At 62.8% G+C, this 21,835-nt stretch carries 21 protein-coding genes, 1 tRNA gene and 1 pseudogene; 12 read left to right on the forward strand and 11 right to left on the reverse strand.

What is annotated here, in order from left to right:
• Together L5849_RS04625 and L5849_RS04630 are read right to left on the reverse strand one after the other, a co-directional pair.
• Positions 1 to 1,806 (reverse strand): annotated as a pseudogene (locus L5849_RS04625) (hypothetical protein); the annotation flags it as partial.
• Between the two features lie 821 nt (positions 1,807 to 2,627).
• A complete protein-coding gene (locus L5849_RS04630; RefSeq protein WP_306664120.1) occupies positions 2,628 to 2,861 on the reverse strand; it encodes a hypothetical protein in 234 nt (77 codons plus the stop codon).
• A 236-nt stretch (positions 2,862 to 3,097) separates the two neighbouring features.
• Here L5849_RS04630 and L5849_RS04635 point away from each other — a divergent pair, with 236 nt between their 5' ends.
• The 8 genes from L5849_RS04635 to L5849_RS04670 are packed head-to-tail and all read left to right on the forward strand — an operon-like array spanning position 3,098 to position 10,767.
• The gene (locus L5849_RS04635) at positions 3,098 to 3,385 is read left to right on the forward strand and encodes a type IV secretion system protein VirB3 (RefSeq protein ID WP_115416534.1); all 288 of its coding nucleotides are present in this window, start codon (positions 3,098 to 3,100) and stop codon (positions 3,383 to 3,385) included.
• A complete protein-coding gene (locus tag L5849_RS04640) occupies positions 3,364 to 5,739 on the forward strand; it encodes a VirB4 family type IV secretion/conjugal transfer ATPase (protein WP_236925067.1) in 2,376 nt (791 codons plus the stop codon). Before L5849_RS04635 ends, L5849_RS04640 begins: the two co-directional genes overlap by 22 nt.
• 5 nt (positions 5,740 to 5,744) lie before the next feature.
• Complete coding sequence (locus tag L5849_RS04645; RefSeq protein WP_236924625.1) at positions 5,745 to 6,941, forward strand: type IV secretion system protein; 1,197 nt, start codon at positions 5,745 to 5,747, stop codon at positions 6,939 to 6,941.
• Complete coding sequence (locus L5849_RS04650; protein WP_236924626.1) at positions 6,938 to 7,672, forward strand: virB8 family protein; 735 nt, start codon at positions 6,938 to 6,940, stop codon at positions 7,670 to 7,672. The genes L5849_RS04645 and L5849_RS04650 overlap by 4 nt, the downstream gene beginning before the upstream one ends.
• On the forward strand, positions 7,672 to 8,376 hold the full coding sequence (locus L5849_RS04655) for a TrbG/VirB9 family P-type conjugative transfer protein (RefSeq protein WP_236924627.1): 705 nt from the start codon (positions 7,672 to 7,674) through the stop codon (positions 8,374 to 8,376). Before L5849_RS04650 ends, L5849_RS04655 begins: the two co-directional genes overlap by 1 nt.
• The gene (locus L5849_RS04660) at positions 8,373 to 9,428 is read left to right on the forward strand and encodes a TrbI/VirB10 family protein (protein ID WP_236924628.1); all 1,056 of its coding nucleotides are present in this window, start codon (positions 8,373 to 8,375) and stop codon (positions 9,426 to 9,428) included. The genes L5849_RS04655 and L5849_RS04660 overlap by 4 nt, the downstream gene beginning before the upstream one ends.
• Positions 9,428 to 10,417, forward strand: a complete 990-nt coding sequence (virB11, locus tag L5849_RS04665; protein ID WP_236924629.1) for a P-type DNA transfer ATPase VirB11 — start codon at positions 9,428 to 9,430, stop codon at positions 10,415 to 10,417. Before L5849_RS04660 ends, virB11 begins: the two co-directional genes overlap by 1 nt.
• Positions 10,414 to 10,767 carry a TrbC/VirB2 family protein gene (locus L5849_RS04670; RefSeq protein ID WP_236924630.1) on the forward strand — a complete coding sequence of 118 codons (354 nt, stop codon included), beginning with the start codon at positions 10,414 to 10,416 and terminating at the stop codon, positions 10,765 to 10,767. Before virB11 ends, L5849_RS04670 begins: the two co-directional genes overlap by 4 nt.
• Before the next feature lie 233 nt (positions 10,768 to 11,000).
• Here L5849_RS04670 and L5849_RS04675 read toward each other — a convergent pair.
• Positions 11,001 to 11,077: transfer RNA gene (locus L5849_RS04675), tRNA-Arg, on the reverse strand.
• Positions 11,078 to 11,127: 50 nt separating this feature from the next.
• Complete coding sequence (locus tag L5849_RS04680; RefSeq protein ID WP_236924631.1) at positions 11,128 to 11,544, reverse strand: NUDIX domain-containing protein; 417 nt, start codon at positions 11,542 to 11,544, stop codon at positions 11,128 to 11,130.
• Between the two features lie 88 nt (positions 11,545 to 11,632).
• On the opposite strand from L5849_RS04680, the gene L5849_RS04685 reads away from it, so the two are divergent.
• The gene (locus L5849_RS04685; protein ID WP_236924632.1) at positions 11,633 to 11,812 is read left to right on the forward strand and encodes a Flp family type IVb pilin; all 180 of its coding nucleotides are present in this window, start codon (positions 11,633 to 11,635) and stop codon (positions 11,810 to 11,812) included.
• A 123-nt stretch (positions 11,813 to 11,935) separates the two neighbouring features.
• Complete coding sequence (locus L5849_RS04690) at positions 11,936 to 12,109, forward strand: Flp family type IVb pilin (protein ID WP_236924633.1); 174 nt, start codon at positions 11,936 to 11,938, stop codon at positions 12,107 to 12,109.
• A 78-nt stretch (positions 12,110 to 12,187) separates the two neighbouring features.
• Here L5849_RS04690 and L5849_RS04695 read toward each other — a convergent pair whose 3' ends face one another.
• The 5 genes from L5849_RS04695 to L5849_RS15905 all read right to left on the reverse strand — a co-directional run bounded on the left by L5849_RS04695 (position 12,188) and on the right by L5849_RS15905 (position 17,629).
• Positions 12,188 to 13,666 (reverse strand): M48 family metalloprotease, encoded by a 1,479-nt coding sequence (locus L5849_RS04695; protein WP_236924634.1) that lies wholly within the window; start codon positions 13,664 to 13,666, stop codon positions 12,188 to 12,190.
• A 123-nt stretch (positions 13,667 to 13,789) separates the two neighbouring features.
• Complete coding sequence (locus tag L5849_RS04700) at positions 13,790 to 14,734, reverse strand: acetyl-CoA carboxylase carboxyltransferase subunit alpha (RefSeq protein WP_236924635.1); 945 nt, start codon at positions 14,732 to 14,734, stop codon at positions 13,790 to 13,792.
• 9 nt (positions 14,735 to 14,743) lie between these two features.
• A complete protein-coding gene (locus tag L5849_RS04705) occupies positions 14,744 to 15,634 on the reverse strand; it encodes a tyrosine recombinase (RefSeq protein ID WP_368735721.1) in 891 nt (296 codons plus the stop codon).
• Between the two features lies 1 nt (position 15,635).
• Complete coding sequence (locus tag L5849_RS04710) at positions 15,636 to 17,498, reverse strand: hypothetical protein (protein ID WP_236924636.1); 1,863 nt, start codon at positions 17,496 to 17,498, stop codon at positions 15,636 to 15,638.
• Positions 17,495 to 17,629 carry a hypothetical protein gene (locus L5849_RS15905; RefSeq protein WP_255703934.1) on the reverse strand — a complete coding sequence of 45 codons (135 nt, stop codon included), beginning with the start codon at positions 17,627 to 17,629 and terminating at the stop codon, positions 17,495 to 17,497. The genes L5849_RS04710 and L5849_RS15905 overlap by 4 nt, the downstream gene beginning before the upstream one ends.
• 75 nt (positions 17,630 to 17,704) lie before the next feature.
• Here L5849_RS15905 and L5849_RS04715 point away from each other — a divergent pair, with 75 nt between their 5' ends.
• Together L5849_RS04715 and aroB are read left to right on the forward strand one after the other, a co-directional pair.
• Positions 17,705 to 18,271, forward strand: coding sequence for a shikimate kinase (locus L5849_RS04715; RefSeq protein ID WP_115416520.1), 567 nt, complete (start codon positions 17,705 to 17,707; stop codon positions 18,269 to 18,271).
• Positions 18,262 to 19,371 (forward strand): 3-dehydroquinate synthase, encoded by a 1,110-nt coding sequence (aroB, locus tag L5849_RS04720; protein ID WP_236924637.1) that lies wholly within the window; start codon positions 18,262 to 18,264, stop codon positions 19,369 to 19,371. Before L5849_RS04715 ends, aroB begins: the two co-directional genes overlap by 10 nt.
• Before the next feature lie 12 nt (positions 19,372 to 19,383).
• On the opposite strand, the gene L5849_RS04725 is transcribed toward aroB, so the two are convergent.
• Together L5849_RS04725 and L5849_RS04730 are read right to left on the reverse strand one after the other, a co-directional pair.
• On the reverse strand, positions 19,384 to 19,755 hold the full coding sequence (locus L5849_RS04725; RefSeq protein ID WP_236924638.1) for a tRNA-binding protein: 372 nt from the start codon (positions 19,753 to 19,755) through the stop codon (positions 19,384 to 19,386).
• 1 nt (position 19,756) lies between these two features.
• Positions 19,757 to 21,823: an acetyl/propionyl/methylcrotonyl-CoA carboxylase subunit alpha gene (locus L5849_RS04730; RefSeq protein ID WP_236924639.1), complete on the reverse strand. Its 2,067-nt coding sequence runs from the start codon at positions 21,821 to 21,823 to the stop codon at positions 19,757 to 19,759.
• Positions 21,824 to 21,835: the final 12 nt, after the last annotated feature.

A 21,835-nucleotide genomic window follows, 5' to 3' on the forward strand; every position in this document is an offset into this window, starting at 1 on the left:
TTGTGTCAGCCGCCCCAGCAAATCGTAGGCGTAGCTTGCATCCGGCTCTGAGCCGGGCAGGTTCTTCGAGACGAGCCGGTTCAGATTGTCATAGCCATAACCGATCGTCTGCCCGTCGCGCAGGCGCCGGCTTACGATATTGCTCGCTGCATCGTAGCCGACCTGTTCGTAGTCCGCTCCGTTCGAGGTATTCTTCGCGGTCGGATGCGGGAAGAGTGTGCGCGACAGCCGGTCGAAGGCATCGTATGTGTAGGTCGTGCGGTTGCTTTCACCATCGGTCAGCGTCTGGGTCAGTCCGTTGAGGGTAAAGGTCGCCACGAAATCGTTCGATGCCGCTGCCGTCCCAACACCGCTTTCGACCCGCACAACGCGATCATCGCGATCATAGTGGTACCGTGTAATTCGATCCGGTCCGTGAGAACCCTGCGCCGCGAGCACACAGGCCGAGGACGGAAGCGTGGCATAGGTCGCCGGATTCATCCGGATCGCCTGGCACGACAGCCGGTTCTCGGTGTCGTAGCTGTATTGCGTGAGGTTGTAGATCTGTCCGGCGGAAACGAGCCGCTGCTGCGTTCGGCGCCCCTTGCTGTCGTAAATGTTCTCGATCCGCTGGCGAACCGTCATGGTGTTCAAATGTGTTTCGCCCGTTCCGGTCGCCGTTCCGACATCGGCGAACAGGATGTTGCCGCCAGCATCGAATGTATACCGAATCGCTTGGCGCAACATCGCCCCGCCGCCGTCCGGATCAGGGCCGATGATGCCGCGACGCCGGTCGCGCGCGTCATAGAAATAATGCGTGGTATCGCCGCCGCCCGACAAAGGGCCGTCGACGCTGGTCACGTTGCCGCGAGCATCGTAGCCGAGCTGGCTGGTGGAACTGACCGCGCCGTTGCCGCTGGCGGTAGTGATCGTGACCGGATGTCGACCGTAGGTATCGTAACCATAGGTTGCAACGCGCTCGTTCGCCGAACCCGCGCAGTTTGCAGCAGAGCTGCAGTCTCGCCTCTTGGTGAGCTTCCACTTGTTCGCGATCTGGCTGTATTCGAAATAGGTCGTCGGCCGTGCTTGCCCGCTGGCAGGCGCCGGACGCCGGATTTCAGTGACCATGCCGTGGGTAGGCCCATAAACATAGTCGGTTCGCTTGCCGCGCTCATCGATGATATAGTTCGGTTTGTTGCATTTAAGCGTATTCGAACACGTGGTGTCGTAACCGGCGCTCGACGAAATCACGCTGCCGTCTTTGCCGACTCTCCGCGTCTGGGTCACGTTGCCGCGCGCATCGCGGACATACTGGATATAATTGCCTTCCGGATAGGTAGCGCGTGTCAACCGCCCGTTGGAATCGTAGCTGTTCACCGTCGACGCACCGCGAGAGTCCGTTACGGTGCCTGGGCGACCGATGCTCGGGTCGGTCACGACACGGCCATCAGCGCCGCTCGCATCGCTCCGATCGAGCACCGTATTCCCTCCGATGGAATTCCAACTGTAGGATGTCGTCGCGCCATCGTCGGTTACCGAAGTGACGCGATTGGCGGTATCGCGATTGACGAACAGAGTATCGGTACTGCGTCCCGGCTTTCTGATCGCCAGATTTCCGCCATTGGTGGTGATACGCCAGTCTCCGGACTGGCTGTTGGCGATTACCAGAACATTGCTCGACGGACGCTGATAGGTGACGATCTGGGAGCCAGCGCCGTTTGGTCCCTGCGAGGTTTGATAGAACTTGACCGACTTGCGATTCCAAAAGGTTGGTGGGGGGAAACCACCGTTGAAAGTCGCCTGATCTGACTCGAAGGCGAACTCCATGGAATAGTTGGAGTTGCTACTGACCGACTGTAGTCGGAATGGTGCGATACACGATTGGTTGCTTGGCTCTTCCCACCCGCCAATTATAATCGGTTGTCCCCCCGACGTGCAATGCAATCGGACGTCCCATACCATCTCATAGACAACACCATTCGGTGCAGTCACTTCGACGGGCAGCCCGCACCTATTGCCGTCTTGAGAACATCCGGGACCGCCATAAGAAACCGGGATGGACCCACTGTCATAAGTCATTGTGGATGGCTTCTGATATTTGATCGCAATACCGTCCGACGACCGATACAGCCAACCACCCGGGATATCCGTCAAATTGCCGCCATTCGCCTTCGCCGAAATCCAAGTCGAACCGCTTTTGGTGAACTTCTCGGAAATCTTGCCAAGCGAAACGACGGCTGTCTGCCCGGTGCCCCACAGCTGCAGCGTGCCCGACCAATTGTCCTGCAATCCAGCCTGCCCATAATATCTGACGAGCGAAAGCGCACCATCGCCCGAACCGATGCTACCTTCGACGATATCGAGATAATATCGGCCATTGGCCAGATCGACACCATTTTCGTCCGTTGCGACCCAATTCTCGGTAGGAGCCGCCGTCTGCTGCGCGAACGATGGCGAGGATAGACCTGCGCAAAGAATTGTCGATGCTAGAAGAATGTTTTTCACGCAGCGAGACGAACTGTTTTTCACACGCGACCCCCATTTGTCTTTCAGATGCGCCCGACGGCACCTTCCTCAATTCTTAGCTGTAATCCCCACAGCTTTTCCCATTTGGCTCTCCACCGGCATGAGCCCACATCGTCATTGAGTTATTGATTCGAACCGGTCGTTTTCACTCGCTTTCGATTATCCGCCCTGTCATGCTCGTATTCGGTCTTCGCACCGTTATTGCTGCCTCCGGTACGTTCCACTTTCACCAGCCTTCCTTTTGCGTCGTACGTATAGGTTACAGTTTCCGATGCTACGGCCCCTGAAGATGTGAATCCCATAGTCAGGACTAGACAGCCCAATATATACTTCAACGGATTTGATTTCATCATCATCGCCCCCTGATTCGCGCAATCATGACGGAATTTTAAGGTTATGCAAGTCACAGCAATCGCAAGCTGAGAAACTTTTTCAAACGACCGAAGTCAAAGCCCGCAAACAACCTAAGTCCTATTCTATTTAGTGATATACCATGAGCTGACGGACCGGTCATTACGTTTCGCTCTTGTAATTTCGGAGGAAACAGGGGAAGCTGCAGTCCAACAGGGAATGGGGCGCAGAAACCTTCGCAATGACCGATCAGTTACGCCGCGACGTTTGCTTTACTGCGTTAACCCGTCCGCAGATGTTCGCGGGCGTCACCTACACATTCTTCGTCATCAATGCGGTGATCGCGGTCGAGCTCTTCCTATTATTCCGTTCTTGGTGGGTTCTGCTGGTCGCGGTCGCGCTGCACGGCATCGGCGCGCTTCTGTGCCTGAGGGAGCCGAGGTTTTTCGATCTGTGGATCACGCGCGTGCGCAATTGCCCGCGGGTAAAGAATTACGATCTGTGGAAATGCAACTCCTACCGGCCTTGACGCGCGATCCGAAAGTCATCGCCCGTGAGGCGCCGGCTGGAAATCATCTTCCCTATGCCCGTCACCTAGACGAGCGGACGATCGAGACGCGCGATGGACTGCTGATGCAGACCATCCGTCTGGGCGGCCTCTTGTTCGAGACCGCGGATAGCGAGGAATTGAACTACCGGGCCGAATTGCGCGATGCGATGCTGCGCGCGATCGGCAATTCACGCTTCGCCATCTACCATCATATCGTGAGGCGGCGGGCCGATGTGGCCATGCGGGCCGAGTTCCCCGATGCCTTCTCCGAGCGGCTCGACGAGCGTTGGCGGGCTCGGTTGTCTCGCCGCCAGCTCTATGTGAACGAGCTTTTCCTCACCATCATGCGCCGTCCGACACAGGGGCGGATGGGGATTGCCGACAGGCTCAAGGGCCTGTTCGCTTCGGCGACCGATAATCGGGCCGCTCTGCTCGCGGCGGAAAAGCACGCGCTCGACAATGCCCGCGAAGCCTTGGTTGCAGCGCTCGGCCAATACGATCCGCAGGTGCTGTCCACCTACGACACTGGCGACGGTACGCGTTCCGAACCGCTCGAGTTTCTCGCCTACCTCTTCAACGGCGATATGCGTCCGGTCGTCGTGCCGCATGGCGATATCGGCCATCACCTGCCTGCGAGACGGGCGAGCTTCGGAATCGATACGGTAGAACTGGCGCCCACGGGCCCGCTCGACCGCCGCTTCGTCGCGCTGGTCTCGGTCAAGGATTGGCCGCAATCGACCATGCCGGGCATGTTCGACGAACTGACCCGCCTGCCCTTCGAGATGACGATGAGCCAGAGCTTCGCCTTCGTCGAGCGCGGCGCGGCGCTGGGCCGGATGAATTTGGCGCTGCGGCGTATGAAATCGGCCGAAGACGAGGCGCTCTCGCTGCGCGACGAGTTGGCGATCGCCAAGGACGAGGTGGCGGCGGGTCGTGCCGGTTTCGGCGAGCACCATACGACCGTAGCGATCCATGCCGAGAGCTTTGCCGAGCTCGACAGTCATGTTGCCGAAGTGATCGCCCTGCTCGCCGATCTCGGCATCACCGCCGTGCGCGAGGACATTGCGCTCGAGCCCGCCTTCTGGGCGCAGTTTCCGGGCAATTTCCGCTATATCGCGCGGCGTGGCCTCGTCTCGACAACCAATTTCGCAGGGTTTGCCAGCCTGCATAACTTCCCGGTCGGGAAGGCTTCACGCAACCATTGGGGCGAAGCGGTCACGCTGTTCGAAACGACCGCGGCCGGCCCCTATTTCTTCAACTTCCATGCGCATGACCTGGGCAATTTCACCGTGATCGGCCCCTCGGGATCGGGCAAGACGGTGGTGCTCAATTTCCTGCTGGCTCAGGCGCGCAAATATCGCCCGCGCACGATTTTCTTCGACAAGGACCGGGGTGCGGAACTGTTCATCCGCGCGATCGGCGGCACCTACGACCGCTTGCGCCCAGAAGCGCCCAGCGGCCTCAATCCGCTCCAGCTCGAGGATACGCCCCAGGCGCGCGTATTCCTCGCCGAATGGCTCGGGCTACTCGCAGGCGGGCTCGACGAAAGCGAAGCGGAACAGGTGCGCGAGGCGATCGACACCAACTTTACCGCGCCGCCGGAGCGGCGACGCCTGCGCCATCTGGTCGAGCTTTTCCGAGGGGGCGACCGCCCACGAGCAGGAGACCTCTATTCGCGCATGCGGGGCTGGTGGGGCGAGGGAGACCGCGCCTGGCTGTTCGACAACGAGCGTGACCTGACCGATCTGTCACAAGAGACGGTCGGTTTCGACATGACGGCGATCCTCGACGATCCCGTCGCGCGCACGCCTGCCATGCTCTACTTCTTCCACCGGGTCGAACAGCGGCTCGACGGAACACCGGCGATCATCGTCATCGACGAAGGCTGGAAAGCGCTCGACGACGATGTCTTCGTGCGCCGGATCAAGGATTGGGAAAAGACCATCCGCAAGCGCAACGGCATCGTCGGTTTTGCTACACAAAGCGCACAGGATGCGCTCGAAAGCCGGATCGCCAGCGCGATCATCGAGCAGGCGGCAACGCAGATCTTCATGATCAACCCCAAGGCGCGCGCCGAGGACTATATCAACGGCTTCGGCCTCTCGCGCCACGAGTTCGAACTTGTGCGCACCCTACCCGATAGCGCGCACTGCTTCCTCATCCGGCACGGCAAGGACAGCGTGGTCGCCAGGCTCGACCTGTCGGGCGAGAAAGAGCTTCTGACCATCCTTTCGGGCCGTGAAAGCACAGTCCGCCTGTTCGACGAACTGGTAAAGCAGCACGGCGAGGACCCCGCCAAATGGATGGGCCCGCTGCTGGGCAAGGCGGCCTGACACAGATGGCCTGTCCCGCAATCCTGACCGGCGATCAATTCCTCACCCGCGTGCTTGGGGCCCTTGATTGCCAGGCAGCCTATCTGGGCAGCTATGGCTGGCAGGCGCTGGGACACCCCGGTTCGCTTGCGGCCACGGTAATGACGGGGCTGCTGACCCTGTTCGTCGCGCTATTCGGCATCCGCCTGCTGTTCGGCCCTGCGCCGGGCGCGCGCGACATGGTCGGCGACGTCATCAAGATCGGGATCGTCCTTACGCTCGCCTTCTCCTGGCCCGCCTTTCGCACGATGATCCATGACGTCGTGCTCGATGGGCCGGGAGAACTGGCCGCAAGCGCGGGCGCTTCGCTCATGCCGCAGCAGACGACTCTCGTCGGCGGTCTCCAGCAAGCCGACGATGCCATGCTCCGGCTGATCGAGCAGGGGACCGGGCGGCAGACCGGCGCCTATATCGACGCCGACGAACCCGGCGGGACGTTCCAAGGCCAGGCTCTGGAGGATGAAAACTCCTTCGGCCTTGCCCGCCTGTTCTATCTGACCGGAATATTGGGCAGCTATGGACTACTCCGCATTATCGCAGGACTACTGCTGGCCTTGGCTCCCCTGGCCGCGGGCCTGCTGCTCTTCGAGGCGACGCGTGGAATTTTCGCAGGCTGGCTGCGCGCGCTGGTGCTGGCTCTGATCGGATCCGCAGCGGTGAGCGTCGCGGCGGCTGAACAACTCGCCATCTTGCTGCCGTGGCTCGGCGATGCGCTCCGGCTCCGGGGCCTCGGCTATGCAACGCCCGCTGCGCCGACCGAATTGCTCGCGCTGACCCTCGGTTTCGCGCTGATCCAGTTCGGGTCGATCTGGCTCATGGCCAAAATCGCCTTCAATCGAGGCTGGATGACTTTTCCGGCGCTGTCGGACTTGCGGGTGTCGGCGACAGAGCGCTCCCCGGCCCTTCGCGGCGACCCAGCGCCGACCTTTGCCCAATCGCGCTCGCAGCGTCTGGTCGATCACATGGAAACGCAGCTAAGGCGCGAAGAGAGTTTCCATCACGAGCGCACCGATCATCGCCTTCTGACACGGACAGGCGGTGATGCTTCGCAAGGCAATGCCGCCACGAGCCGCGAGCGTAGCGTCGAGCCCTTGGGCAGTTCCTGGCGCCGCACCTCGCAGCGACGCTCTCTCGCAGGCACACGTAGGGACCAAGGCGTATGAACGCACATCACACTATCGATGGCGAAAAGGTCGAGATTTCGGATAGCTGGGGCGCCAGCATCACCGAGGATCTCGAGCGTTCGCGCCGCATCGCATGGATCGTAGCCGCCTGCGCAGGAGCAATTGCCCTGCTGCTGGCGCTCGCACTCGTTATCATGCTGCCCCTGAAAACGGTGGTGCCCTATACCCTTCTGGTCGATCGCCAGACCGGCTATGTCGAAGAGCTGGCCCCGCTCGGTGCGGCATCGGTAAGCCCGGACACCGCGCTTACCCGCTCGTTTCTCGCGCAATATGTCATCGCGCGCGAGAGCTTCGATGCAGCAAATCTGCAGCGCGATTACCGCAAGGTGGCACTGTGGAGCGAAGGAGATGCCCGCCAGCGCTACGTCGCCTCGATGAACTCTTCCAACCCTTCGAGCCCGATCGCGCAACTGGGCAATGGGGCGACCCTACGCACCGAAGTGAAAAGCGTCTCCTCGCTTTCGAGCGACAGTGCACTGGTACGCTTCATCACCGTCCGCACGGATCGCGGTGGCCGCGAGCAGGCTCCCGAGCACTGGGCCGCGGTCATCAATTATCGATTCAGCGGCGCGGAAATGAGCGCCGATGATCGGCTCGTCAATCCGCTCGGATTTCAGGTATCGCGCTATCGCCGGGATCAAGAAGCTCTTCCGGAAACAAGGGGGCCGCGTTTGCCCCAGTCCGCTCCGCTTGCCGAGCCCGACGCATGATGAGACTGGCGACCCTCGCAGGATTGGCCGTTTGGCCGATGGCTCTGGCAGCGCAGACCACGCCGCAACCGGGCGCCGATACGCCCCGCATGCAGAGTCTGCAGTTCATCCCGGGCTCGCCCGTGCTGCTCACCATGCTGCCCGAAACGCCGATCACGGTTCTACTCGAACCCGGCGAGTATATAACGGGCGTGACGCCGGGCGAAGGTGACGATTTCCGGATCCGCGTGTCTTCGGACCGCAATTCCTTCATGATCCTTCCAACCGAAAATGCACGCATGGGAACGCTCGATATCGGTACGCGGGGGCGGAGCTACAATTTTTCCCTGCGTGTCGAGCCCAGCCATTCCGCTGCCTTGCTTGTACGCTTTGTAAAGGATGCGCTCGTTGATGCCGCTCATGAGGCCCAATCCGAAGCAGACCCCCGCCCGCTGCAGAGCTGGCGCTATCGCCTGCGCGGCGACCGGGAAGTTCAACCGGCGAGCCTTTTCGACGACGGTATCAAGACCCGCATAACCTATGCTCCCGGACAGGCTTTGCCGGCTGTCTTCGCCATTGGCCCGACGGGCGAAGAAGAGGTCGTCAACGGCTACATGCGCGACGGCGTCTTCGTCATCGATCGGGTCTATGGCGAGCTGGTGTTCCGGATCGACAAGGACAAGGCAACCGCGCGGCGCAACGACACACCCGAGGACGCATCATGACCACGGCATCCTCGACATCGAACGAGACACCTCGGACCAACGATGTCCGACCGGTGGTGGCTACCGGTAGCTCCGGCAAGCTCGGCCTGGCTGCCTTCCTGATCGCTTTGCTCATCGGCGGGGGCTGGATCGTGTCGCTGATGAGCGAGAGGCGCGCGACGCTCGAACAGGAAGGCCCGCTCGGCACGGTTCCGGAGCCCGGCGCTCGCATCGCATCCCCGCCACCACTGGCCTTGCCCGGGGATTTCGGGCGCGGACCTCTCGGCGAACGCGGGCCCCTTGCGCAAGCGGCACCGACACCGGCGGCGCCCACGCCCAACGCACCCGTCCAAGCTCCGCGCGTGATCGTTCAAGCGGCCCCCGCCGATCCCCCCTATGTTCCGCGAGAGCCATTCCGCCCGGTCGAACCGCCGGTGACATTTTCCGCGCCTCCCGTCCCTTCGGCGGCACAATCGGCATCGCCAGCGGCAGCCGGTACGGTGGAGCGGGTCAACGCAGCCCGGTTCGAGAAACCCTCGCGCACCGTTCCGCAGGGCACGGTGATCCCCGCCGTGCTCGAAACCGCGCTCGATTCCACACGGCCCGGCGGCGTGCGCGCGCTCGTTCAGCGCGACATTCACGGCTTCGATGGATCGCGCGTCCTTATCCCGCGTGGCAGCCGTCTCTACGGCGAATACGATGCCGAACTGCAGCGCGGGCAGAACCGCGCGCTCATTCGCTGGACGCGGCTGATCCGTCCCGATGGCGTGACCATCGCGCTCGATTCGCCTGCTTCCGACCCGCTGGGACGCGCCGGGGTCAGGGGCAAGGTCGACAGCAAGTTCTTCCAGCGCTTCGGCGGCGCGCTGCTGCAATCCGTGCTCGATATCGGCGTCGGGGTTGCGACCCGGGAGGCGACCGATGGCGTGATCGTTGCGCTTCCGGGCAGCACACAGAATGTGACACCGCGCATCGCGGAGGGCGAAATCCGGCCGACGCTCAAGGTCCGCCACGGCACCAGCGTGTCGGTCTTCGTCGCCAACGACCTCGATTTCTCGAGCGTCGAACCGTGATGGAAGATGGTGCTCTTACCGCAAGCCAGGGCTTTTATCTCGACAATTTCCTGGCTCCGCTTGCCCCATGGCTCGCCCGCGCGGACGTCACCGATATCTATGTGAACCGGCCCGGCGAGATCTGGATCGAGAGCCTGGGAGGCGGGATCGAACACCACGAGGATCCCGCGCTGACCGAGCAACTCCTCGCCCGCCTTGCCCGCCAGATAGCTGCGCACGGATCACAGGGGATCAGCCGCGCCGCACCGCTTCTCGCGGCATCGCTGCCCGATGGCTCGCGCGTCCAGATTGTCGCCCCTCCGGCGACCCGCGGTGGGCATGTGCTCGCCATCCGGCGGCACGTGAAGGCTGAATTCTCGCTCGCCGATTGGCGCGATAGCGGTGCTTTCGAGGGTCTCGCCGAGGGCGATACCGCGCTCGACCGCGAGCGCAGCTGGCACACTCTCGGTGGAAAGGATGCGCCCGCCATCCTCACCGAGGCTGTCAGGACACGGCGCAACATCATCGTCTCGGGTGGGACTTCGAGTGGCAAGACGACCTTCCTCAATGCCCTGCTGGCAGAGATCCCGCGCGACGAGCGCCTGCTGACGATCGAGGATACCGAGGAATTGCGGATCGAACATCCCAATGCCGTGGGCCTGATTGCGGCGCGCGGACGGCTCGCCGAGGCCGATGTGAACGCAGAAGACTTGCTCATTGCCGCGCTGCGTATGCGTCCCGACCGGATCATCTTAGGCGAACTCCGCGGATCGGAAGCCTTCACTTTCCTGCGCGCCGTCAACACAGGCCATCCCGGCTCGATGACCACGATCCACGCCGATACGCCGCAAAGGGCGATCGAACAGCTTGCCCTGCTTGTCCTCCAGACCGGCTCGCGGCTGTCGCGCGACGATGTGCGGCACTACGTGCGCGAAAGCATCGATGTCTTCGTCCAGCTCGAGCGGCGCCACGGCCAACGCCGCGTGTCGCAAGTGATGGTGGCCGAATGAACGGACCCGTCGCGCCTCCCGGATCCGAAACCGCTCTTGCCGGAGCCATCGGGTGGATAAACGATCTTCTGCTTGGCAGCCTGGCGACCGGACTGTCCATCCTTGCCGTCAGCCTTGTCGGCCTGCTTATGTTGATGGGCCAAATGCCCATAAGACAAGGCATGCGGGTCATCCTCGGCTGCTTCGTCCTTCTCGGTGCCCCTGTGATCGCCGCAGGCCTGTCCGGAGCCTGGCAGTCCGCATCGCCCCCCGCGCCACAGCCCATGGTGTTCATCCCGAAAGAGACGCGCGGACCACTGCCGTCGGCCGACTACGATCCCTATGCCGGGGCTTCGCTCCGCCGAAATTGACCATTAGGACGGTAATCGAGCGAACACCTCGCAAGCAGCCAAATTCGCTTCATCGTCCACACGTCCAGGCCAAGCAGTCATATTTTGCGAGACAACTACGCAGACCATCCGCCCGCGAACACGCAATCGCAAGGCCCCGTATCACCGTCGTGCGCGGTCCGGTGGCTAGCCTGGTTCAGGCGGTGAGCACTCTCGAAGGCAACACGCCCCCAGTGCGTACTTCCATGGGAAATTGGCGCGCCCGGAAGGATTCGAACCTCCGGCCCCCAGATTCGTAGTCTGGTGCTCTATCCAGCTGAGCTACGGGCGCGCTTGGAGGGCGCCAAATAGGCAGGCGCCTGCGTCTTGGCAATCCCTAAATCACAGTTTTTCGAACAACTGCGTCGTCAGTGAGATATCCAATGGCGGTTTGTCCAGTCGCGCAACCCCCTGTGGGTCGAACCAGCCGAGTTCGCCGCCTTCCCGAGCGCATAGCGGGCTGCCGTCATACAGCGATCTGTAAAGCATTATGACAATCGGCGGACGACCTTCAACTGCGCCTTCTTCCGCGAAGGCAACGGGCACGAGATCGCTTTTTCGAATCGTAATGCCGAGTTCCTCGTCGATCTCACGCACCAACGCATCTCGCGGTTTCTCGCCCGTTTCGACCTTGCCGCCGGGAAATTCCCACAGGCCGCCATGGTGCTTGTCGTCCGGTCTCCGCTGCATCAGCCATTGCCCCCGACCGTCGGACAGGGCCAAGGCGACGACACAGGTCCATGTCGGGATTTTTTCCAAAACCGCAGGCCTTCTCAACGCTTTTTTAACCGGGTTGGCCGTACTCCCCTACCGTCAGCTTGGACAAGTGGCGATTGGGGCAACGCGAATGGTCAATTTCCTGCACAAACTGGGACGTGACACACGCGGTGCCACTGCCGTCGAATACGGGCTGATCCTCGCTCTGATCTTTCTCGCCATGGTTGGTGCGATCCAATCATTCGGTGCTTCGGTAATCGCCATGTGGTCGAAAGTCGAAACCGCGGTGGTTGCGGCGATGGGCATCTAACGGGGCAATCGGCATGGCCATGGGGATTAGGAGTTTTTCAATCTCTTCCATGCAGAAAGCGAAATTGCTCGAACCGCATTTACGGAACGAGCCGGGTACGAAGACTGAACCAGGAGACGACAGATGAAGTTTTTCCGCAAGCTGCGCCGCGACGAAGAAGGTGCAACCGCCATTGAATATGGCCTCATTGCCGCGCTGATCGCCGTTGCCGCGATCACCGCGATGAACAGCCTCGGGGGCGAGCTGAGCTCGACCTTCAACAAGGTCTCGACCACGATGAGCAAAGCGAACTCCTAATTTCAGGCTGATCGAACAATCGGGGCGGCGGGTAGAGAACCCGCCGCCCTTTTTCGTGCATGATGCGATCGTCCGTCCTTACCGACCCCGGACGACGATTTTTACCTTCTGACCCGGCCGGACATTCTCGTTCGAGGTCAACCCATTCAATACGCGGAAGCGCTCCACCTGACTGTCGCTGTAAGCCATCCGCCGTGCGAGCGATTGAACCGTGTCACCGCTCTGCACCGTCACCACATCGATCACGCGCGGTATGACATTGGCCGCAGTTCGCGCATCGATCCGCCGCATCGAGGAGAACATCTGGTTGAACGTGGACGCCCGTCCCGCCGGTGTAATGGCAAGGAAGTGGTAAGCCCGATCATTGGAAAACTCGTAGGCGAAAACCGTGACGTCGACCTGACCGCTGTTCGAATTGACCCGCGCAGTGCCATACGCGGCCGGCAGGCCATTCACGCTCGTTTTCTGGATCGATTGCGGTCGCACCTGCTGCTGCTTGCTCAATCCTGCAAATACGCTGGCCACATAGCTGTCGAGATTGTTGTTGTAGGGTGCGAGCGTAAACTGCGCTTGCCCGCTCTGGCCATTGATCGATACCGCACGCGTGCCGTTCATCATGTAAAAGCCTTGTGGCGCGGTGAAGGCGAGCCGCAAATCGGGATGAATGAACTGGCGCCCCTCGACGACGCCTTGCGACGGATCGTCGCCATAGGTCAGCCCGTCGATCCGCGACAGGAACGTGTCGCGATTTGTAATGCCACCCGCACCACCGGTTGCCTGGGCCTTGGACAATGCGGTCTGCACCCGACTGGCAGGGTCGGGATGCGTCGATGCCCATTCGGGGAGCCGCGCATTGTCGCGCCCCTGAACACGCGCGTCGAGAGCATTCTGCAAAGCCAGGCTGCGAAGCACGGTTCCCATGGCCCTCGGGTCGTATCCGGCCTGATTCAGATAGCGGATACCCAGTTCGTCAGCCTCGAGCTCCTGACTCCGCGAGAATTTCAGCGTCAGGAGCTGCGACCCCTGCAGGGCCGCCTGGCCGAGCTGCTGCCCCAACCCGCTATTGCCCAGCAGTAGTCCGGACAGGATCGCTCCGGCGGCACCAAGCAACGTATTGCGCTGGGCCGCAGCCTGGCGACGCTGCGAGTGGCGGGCGGCGACATGGCCGACCTCGTGCCCCAGCACCCCGGCAAGCTCGGCCTCGTTATTCATCAGCGCAACAAGCTGACGCGTGGTATAAATATAGCCGCCGGGAATGGCGAAGGCGTTGTTTACCGGGCTGTTGAGCAGCGAGACGGTAAACGATTCGCGGGCGTTCCCGAGCCCGGACTGGACGGCGATATTCTTGCCGACCTGCGCGACATATTGGGCATGCGAACCGCTCATCGCACCGCCGAACTCGTCGAGCAGTTGGGGATGAGCCTTGGCCCCCATCTGCGCCTCGCTTTGCGTAATCGGTGTGGATGCGCTGGGAATGTCTCCCCCGCCCATACAGGCGGACAGGCCAAGCGAAAGCGCGGTGACGGAAGTGGCGGCGGCGAGTTTGATGCGCGACATGAACGGTTCTCCCCGATCTGCAAGCGCGCGCGAGCCGTCCATTGCGACCCGCACGGCTGTGTTCGTATACGGTAGGAAGAACCTGAGCAGGCGCGCGTGGTTCCCGCGCCCCGGCGCTTTGTTTCAGCCCGCCAGCGCGAGAAAGCGTTCCTCGCGCATGCGCCTCAACTCATCCGAGGGAAACCGGCCCAGCTTGTCGAGTTCTTCGCCGATTGCCGATCCCAGCGTCGTCGCGGCCAGTCGCGGATCGCGATGCGCACCTCCGACAGGTTCGGCCACGATGCGATCGATCACCCCGAGACTCTCGAGATCCTGCGCAGTGACCTTCATCGCCTCCGCCGCATCCGGCGCCCGCTCCGCCGTACGCCATAAGATCGAGGCGCACCCCTCGGGCGAAATGACGGAATAAACCGCATGCTCCATCATCAGCACCCGCTCGGCACTGGCCAGCGCGACGGCGCCGCCGGAGCCCCCTTCACCGACAATTGCGGCGACCATGGGGACAGGAAGGGCAAGGCAGGCTTCGGTGGACCGGGCGATCGCTTCGGCCTGACCTCTTTCCTCGGCCTCGATTCCCGGGAATGCCCCGGACGTATCCACCAGCGTCACCACGGGCAGACCGAATCGTCCTGCCAATTCCATCAGGCGAATCGCCTTGCGATACCCTTCGGGCTTGCCCATGCCGAAATTGTGGCGGATCCGGCTGGCGGTATCGTTACCCTTTTCGTGGCCGATCAGCACTACCTTACGACCGTTCAGCTTGGCGAGACCACCGAGGATCGCCTCATCGTCGCCATAACAGCGATCACCGCCCAGCGGCACAAATTCCTCGAACGCGTGTTCGACGTAATCACGAAAATGCGGGCGCGAAGGATGCCGCGCGACCTGCGTTTTCTGCCACGGACTGAGCGACTCGTAAGTGCTCGCGAGCAAATTGGCGCTTTTCAGTTCGAGCCGTTGAAGTTCGTTGGAAATATCGACATCGTCGCCTTCCGAGGCGCTGCGCAGTTCGGCGATGCGCTGTTCGAGCTCGGCAACCGGCTTCTCGAATTCGAGATAGGAAATCATGCGCTCGCGCTAGTCCGAAGATGGCGCGCGCGCAAGCGGATGCCGCTCGTTCACCAGCTTTACCAAACGCGCCGCATCGACATGAGTGTATATCTGGGTTGTCGAAATATCCGCATGTCCAAGCAGCGTCTGCAAAGCGCGAAGGTCCGCCCCGCCTTCGAGCAGATGCGTCGCGAAAGCATGTCGCAGGACATGCGGGCTCAACTTTTCGGGCGGCAAATCGGCGCGCACTGCCAGTTCCTTGAGGAGCTGGAACAGCCGCACACGCGAAAGATGGCCATTGCGCGACGGGAACAGCCACGGCGAATCCGGATTGCGAAGCGGTAACCACCGGCTCAGCACCGCACCGGCGCGGCGGCTGACGGGCACCAGCCTGGCCTGCCCGCCTTTCCCCATGACCGTCATGAACGGCGCATCGCGCGGCACGGCGGAAACCGGCAACGACACCAGCTCCGTCGCGCGCAGGCCCGACCCGTAGAGCATCTCGATAAGTGTTAGCAGTCGAACAGCGGTAGGCGTGCCTACCACCGCCTCTTCCTCCGCCGTAGCGAAGAGGGCCTCCACTTGGTCATGCGAAAGAATTTTCGGTAGCGGGCGGCGCGCTGTCGGACGAGGAAGGGCATGGGTGGGATCGTCCTCGCGCAGACCTTCGTCGACGAGAAAGCCGAAAAACTGCCGCAAAGCCGACACCTTCCGCGCGAGCGTGGCCGGGGCAAGCGAAGACCAGCCTTGGCCGAGCTTGGCCAGTTGGGCGGGCGTCGCGGCAGCGAGCGCCCCACCGATCAGCGCCTCGGCCTGTTCGAGATCACGCCCGTAGGCAAGGATAGTGTTGCGCGCCGCGCCTCGCTCGGCAGCGAGCATGGCGAGGAAATCGTCTGTCGATGATCCCGGCGCGCTCACGTCAGGCGCGGGCGACCGCCTCCGCGGCGATCATGCGGGCTTCGGCATCGAGCCCCACCCGGCGCAGCGCCGCCACGATGTGGAACAGATGGCGAGCGGTCATCTGATCCCATCCGGAGCCCTGCATGCCCAGCCCCGCCAGCATCGCTACCAGAGCGGGATTGTCGACCGCAGCCGCGCCCTCGATCATCCGTGTCCAGCGTGTCGGGGCGGACAGATCGATGCCGAGGCGATCGCTGTATTCTCCGATCTCCGCATCGTCGATCCGATCGAGACCGGCCAGTCCTGCCAGCAGCATGCGCGACTTTTGCTGCCCCGACGAATCATCGTCGTCGACGAAGCTGTCGAGCTGGCCGTCGGTTACCCGAGTGCTCCGGTTCGGATCGGCGAGAGCGAGCAAGGCCCAGCCAAGGCTTCCCTGTTCGACTTCGCCCGACCAGCGCATGGCATCGCCGTCGAGCCCGGCCGCGAGCATCGAGGCGATGAGATTTCCCGCCTCGTCGGCGAAGTCGGCCCGCACCGGCACGCGCGCCGCAGCATAAGCGGTGAGGACCACGCGGCCATAGGAAAACTCGCCTCCGCCCGACCATATGTCCCGGATCGCTGCCAGCCGCTGCACGGGGTCGCTGCCGACATAGGCCTCGCGCAGACGCGAGGCGGTCAGCGCGGGATCGCCCTCCACGCCCTCTTCGGCGAAAATCTGGCTGTAGAGATCAACCATCGCCGAAGCCGAGAGAATGCCGCTTGCCCCGGCAATGTCGACCGCCGGAGCGCGCTGGGCGGGAGACAGCGCCGGTGTCAGCGCCGCCATGCGGAGAAGGTCCGCCCCCGCGTCTTCGAGCAAGTTCGACGGGACCGGCTCACCCAGAGCATTGGCCAGAGAGAATCGCCACGGAGTGATCGGTCCGGTATCCTCCCACTCGATCGTCACCGCACGCCGCCCGCGCCCGGCGGCACCGGCAAAGCGTTGCGCCAGCAACACGTCGATGCGATCGTCCTCGGTTCGATTGAGCAGGCGGCGCAGATCGTTCTGAGCGCGGGTCTCTTCGCCTGCGTAGGCATTGCAGATACCCGCCAGCATCTGCCACTCGGTATCGTCGCGCCCGGTATCGACCAACCGCACGGCGGGGCAGGCGCCGACGATATCGGTACTGCCGACATAGGCCCTGACCGCAGCATTGGCGAGCGCGGGGGAATAGTCCGCCGTGTCGACATCCTGAACCAATGCCCGCGCCACGACATGCTCGCCCAGAGCGTTGAGAACCTCGACCCGCAGCGTAGCGAACTCGACCGGGTCCATTCCCGAGGGAGCTTCCAGCCTGCTGACCAGGGCTCGGCGCAGGAGAATATGCCCCCAGCGCGATACCATCTGACGATTGGTCCCGGCGAGGATAGCCCGGACCAGGGGAGCCGGCTGGCGGGCGAGCGAACCGGCTGTCAGCCCTCCCTCGCCTGCTGCGATGATACCGACCCGTTCGGTCGAACGGCGGGCCGCGTCGGGTATGTCGAACTTGGGTTTCAGGCCAAGCAGTTCGTCGAGCTCGTCGGTCGACATTGCCTCCAGCTCTTCGACTGTCGGCAGGTTCGACAAGTCCAGATTCGCGCGCGACGGAGCCGTTTGTGTCGGCAGGGGCTGAACGATCTCTCCCGATTGCGTCGCGCCCGGCCGGGGCGTTTCGGCGGCGGCAGGCGGGCCGGATTCCGAAGCTTGCGTAGCCCGCGCCGTCGGCGTCGATGTGGGTGTGGGGCTGGGCGCAGGCTGGTTGAATCCCGGGGGCAGCAGGTCGACCGGAGCATCCTGGGCAAGACCCATGGCCGAAGTGAAGACGAGGGCCGCCGTGCCCAGGAACCACGCGGTCTTCACCGGCCGATCCCCGGAACTTCGATCGCTTCCTCGATCGGGTGCAGCGGCTCCTCGCCGCCATGGATCAGGGCAGCTACCAACAGCACCAAGAACACCATCGCCAAGATAGCTCCGATCCGTTTGCCGCTCATCGCCAAGTTTTTCGCGTCCCGCTCCAAGTGCTGATACCTTGCCCGCGCCCTAGCCCAGTTCTAGGCACGGCGGCAATGACCGATGCAACCGCCCTTACGCCTGGCGAAATCGCCAAGATCGCCGCGCGGATCGACCGCCCGGTGGTGCTTGTCGGCCTGATGGGTGTCGGAAAATCGACCGTCGGGCGCAGGCTGGCGGCCATGCTCGGGACCGATTTCGTGGATGTCGACGACGAAATCGAACGCGCTGCAGACCGCACGGTAAGCGAAATTTTCGAAGCGCATGGAGAAGCCTATTTCCGCGCCGGGGAACGCAGGGTCATCGCCCGTCTGATGGAAGAGGCGCATGGCGTGATTGCCACCGGCGGCGGTGCTTTCGTCGATCCGGAAACACGCGCGCTGATTCTCGATCAAGCCATCGCGGTCTGGCTCGATTGCGATATCGACACCTTGGTAGAGCGCACATCCCGCCGCAATGATCGGCCCCTGCTGCGCAATGGCAATGCGCGCGAGATCCTGACCGACCTCAAGGACAGGCGCGGCGCAGCCTATGCCGAGGCGCAGATCCATCTGGTGACCGATAACGGACCCCATTCCGAAACCGCACAACGCATTCTGGAGGCGATCGACGCATGGCTGTAATACCTGTCGAACTGGCCGGACGGCGGTACGAAGTCCGCGTCGGCCCCGGCCTGCTGGCCGATCTCGGCGCGCACGCGAAGCCTTTCCTGCGCAAGAGCCATGCCTGCATCGTTGCCGACCGAAATGCGCGAAAGCACTGGGGCGAGACGGTCGCCCGGTCATTGCAGGCCGAAGGTATCGAGCCGCGATGGTACGATGTCGCGCCGGGAGAAGCCTCCAAAAGCTGGGAGAGCCTCGCACATCTCACCGACTGGCTGCTTGGCCAAGGCGTCGAGCGGGGCGATCATGTCTTCGCTCTCGGCGGCGGCGTGGTCGGCGATCTCACCGGCTTTGCCTGCGCCATTCTCAAGCGCGGTTGCGGATTCGTCCAGCTCCCGACCACCCTGCTCGCGCAAGTCGACAGTTCGGTGGGGGGGAAAACCGCAATCAATACCGCTGCGGGCAAGAACCTGATCGGCGCATTTCACCAGCCATCGCTGGTGCTGGCCGATCTCGATACGCTTGCCACCCTGCCCGAACGCGAACTGCGCGCAGGCTTTGCCGAAGTGCTCAAATACGGGGTGCTCGGCGATCGCGACTTCTTCGCCTGGCTCGAAGCGCATGCGCCGGGGGTGCTTGCATTGGATCCAGCCGATCTCGAACATGCAGTGGCGACCAGCGTCGCGGCCAAGGCGCGCATCGTCGCGGAGGACGAGCGCGAGACCAGCGGCGCGCGCGCAATGCTAAATCTCGGGCATACTTTCGGCCACGCGCTGGAGGCGGAAACCGGATTTTCCAACCGCCTGCTCCACGGCGAGGCGGTGGCGCTGGGCATGGTGCTGGCCGCCCGCTACTCCGCCCGGCGCGGCGACATTTCGCTGACCGATGCCGAGCGCTTGACGCGCGCCGTCGATGCCGCGGGCTTGCCATCGGAAATCGCCGCGATGCAATTGCCCTGCGATGGGCGCGCGCTTGCCGACCACATGCTGCACGACAAGAAGATGGATGCGGGCACGCTGCCCTTCATCCTGCTGCGCAGCATCGGTGCAGCATGTTTGGCACGGGACGTCGCGCTGGATGATGTTGCCGCCTTTCTGGACGAGCAACTGCAAGCGCACTGAACCCGCAGCAAATCAGAACAGGCGCGATCCGTCGGGCACTTTCTTGTCCGGCGCGAACAGAACCACCTCGCCCGCCTCGTCGGCAAAGCCCAGCGTGAGCACTTGCGACATCAGCGGGCCGATCTGTCGCGGTGGAAAATTGACCACTGCCGCGACCTGCCGCCCGACCAGTTCGTCGGCGGAATAGTTCGCGGTGATCTGCGCGCTGCTTTTCTTTTCGCCGATGACCGGGCCGAAATCGATCACCAGCTTGTAGGCCGGTTTTCGCGCTTCGGGGAAATCCTCGGCCGAGACCACCGTGCCGATGCGGATATCCGCCTTCAGAAAGGTCGCGAAGTCGGTTTCCTCGGCTGCGGGTGTATCGGGCGAATGCGAAAGGTGCATCCTATTCCAGCTCCAGGATCACCGCGTCCACTGCCAGGCTGTCGCCCTCGGCTGCGTTGATCTTGCCGACGGTCGCCTGCTTTTCGGCGCGCAGGATGTTTTCCATCTTCATCGCCTCGACCGTGGCGAGCGGCTGGCCGGGCTGAACCTCCTCGCCTTCGCTCACATGCAGTTTCACCAGCAGGCCCGGCATCGGGCAGATCAGCATCTTGGAAAGGTCGGGCGGGGTCTTCTCGATCATATGCGATGCGAGAGGGGCGATGCGGGTCTGCAGGATACGCAGATGGTGCGTCGCGCCGCGTGTGGTGATGTCGTAGCCCATGCGCGTGGGTTCGAGCTGGAAGGTGTAGCGATCGAGCGGCTCGGCATCCTCGTCCGCGCCGTTTTCGAACAGCGCCACATCCATCATTGCATCGCCCGGCGTGTACCGCATCTCGATGGTAACCTGTTCGCCGTCGACGGTCAGCGCGTTTTCCTCCAGCCGCACCTCATGCGAGGTCGCCCCTTCCTCGCGTTCGCCGATGCGAACCGTCCAGTCGCCCGGTGCGTAATTCTCGCCGGCGAGCTGCTGGTCGATCCGCCGAGCCCGGTCGGCATCGGCGGTGGCGATCACGCCGCCCACAGCGGCCAGAACCTTGGTCAGCCCGGCGGATGCGGGCGCGCCTTCGAAACCATCGGGATATTCCTCGGCGATGAAGCCGGTGGTCAGCTCGCCCGAACGAAAGCGGTCGTGCTGCATGATCGCGCTGAGAAAATCGATATTATGGCCCAGCCCTTCGATACGGAAAGCGTCGAGCGCGGCGATCTGGAGATCGGCGGCCTCGTCGCGTGTCCCGCCCCAAGTGACCAGCTTGGCGATCATCGGGTCGTAGAACATCGACACCTCGCCGCCTTCGAACACGCCGTCGTCCACCCGGATACCGTCGACACCGCGGCGGCCGTTCTCCTCGCCATCGTCGGCCCAGGGCTCGACCGGCGGCTGGTAGCGCACGAGGCGGCCCGTAGAGGGCAGGAAGCCGCGATAGGGGTCTTCGGCATAGACCTGGTTCTCGATCGCCCAACCGTCGATCTTGACGTCGTCCTGCTTGATCTGGAGTTCTTCGCCGGCCGCGACCCGGATCATCTGTTCGACGAGGTCGACGCCCGTGATCGCCTCGGTAACGGGATGCTCCACCTGCAGGCGGGTGTTCATTTCCAGGAAGTAGAAGCTTTCGCCCGTCGGGTCGGCGCCCGAGACGATCAGTTCGACCGTACCGGCGCTGTGGTAGTTCACTGCCTTGGACAGCGCGACGCATTGTTCGCCCATGGCCTTGCGCATCTTGGGCGTGACGAAAGGCGACGGCGCTTCCTCGACCACCTTCTGATGGCGCCGCTGGATCGAGCATTCGCGCTCGTTAAGATAGATCACATTGCCATGCTTGTCGCCGAGGATCTGGATCTCGATATGGCGCGGGTTCTCGATGAACTTCTCGATGAAGACACGGTCGTCACCGAAGGAATTGAGGCCCTCTCGCTTGGTCGCCTCGAAACCCTCGCGCACGTCCTTTTCCGACCAGGCAAGGCGCATGCCCTTGCCGCCGCCGCCTGCGCTGGCCTTCATCATTACCGGATAGCCGATGTCGTTGCTGATCTCGACCGCATGGTCGGTATCGCGGATTTCGCCGACGAAGCCGGGGACCACATTCACGCCGGCTTCCTTGGCGAGCTTCTTGGATTCGATCTTGTCCCCCATCGCCGCGATGGCATTCACCGGCGGACCGATGAAGGCGATGTTCTCTTTCGCCAACGCCTCGACGAAACTCGCGCGTTCGGAGAGGAAACCATATCCCGGATGCACTGCCTCGGCGCCGGTCTGCTTGGCCGCGGCGATGATCTTGTCGGCGATCAGATAGCTTTCCGCCGCAGGCGCCGGACCGATATGCACCGCCTCGTCCGCCATCCGCACGAAAGGCGCGCGGGCATCGGCATCGGAGTAGACGGCCACTGTCTGGATACCCATGCGGCGCGCGGTCTTGATGACCCGGCAAGCGATTTCGCCGCGATTGGCGATGAGGATTTTCTTGAACATCGTTATCTTCCC

The organism is Erythrobacter sp. SN021, from assembly GCF_021864455.1.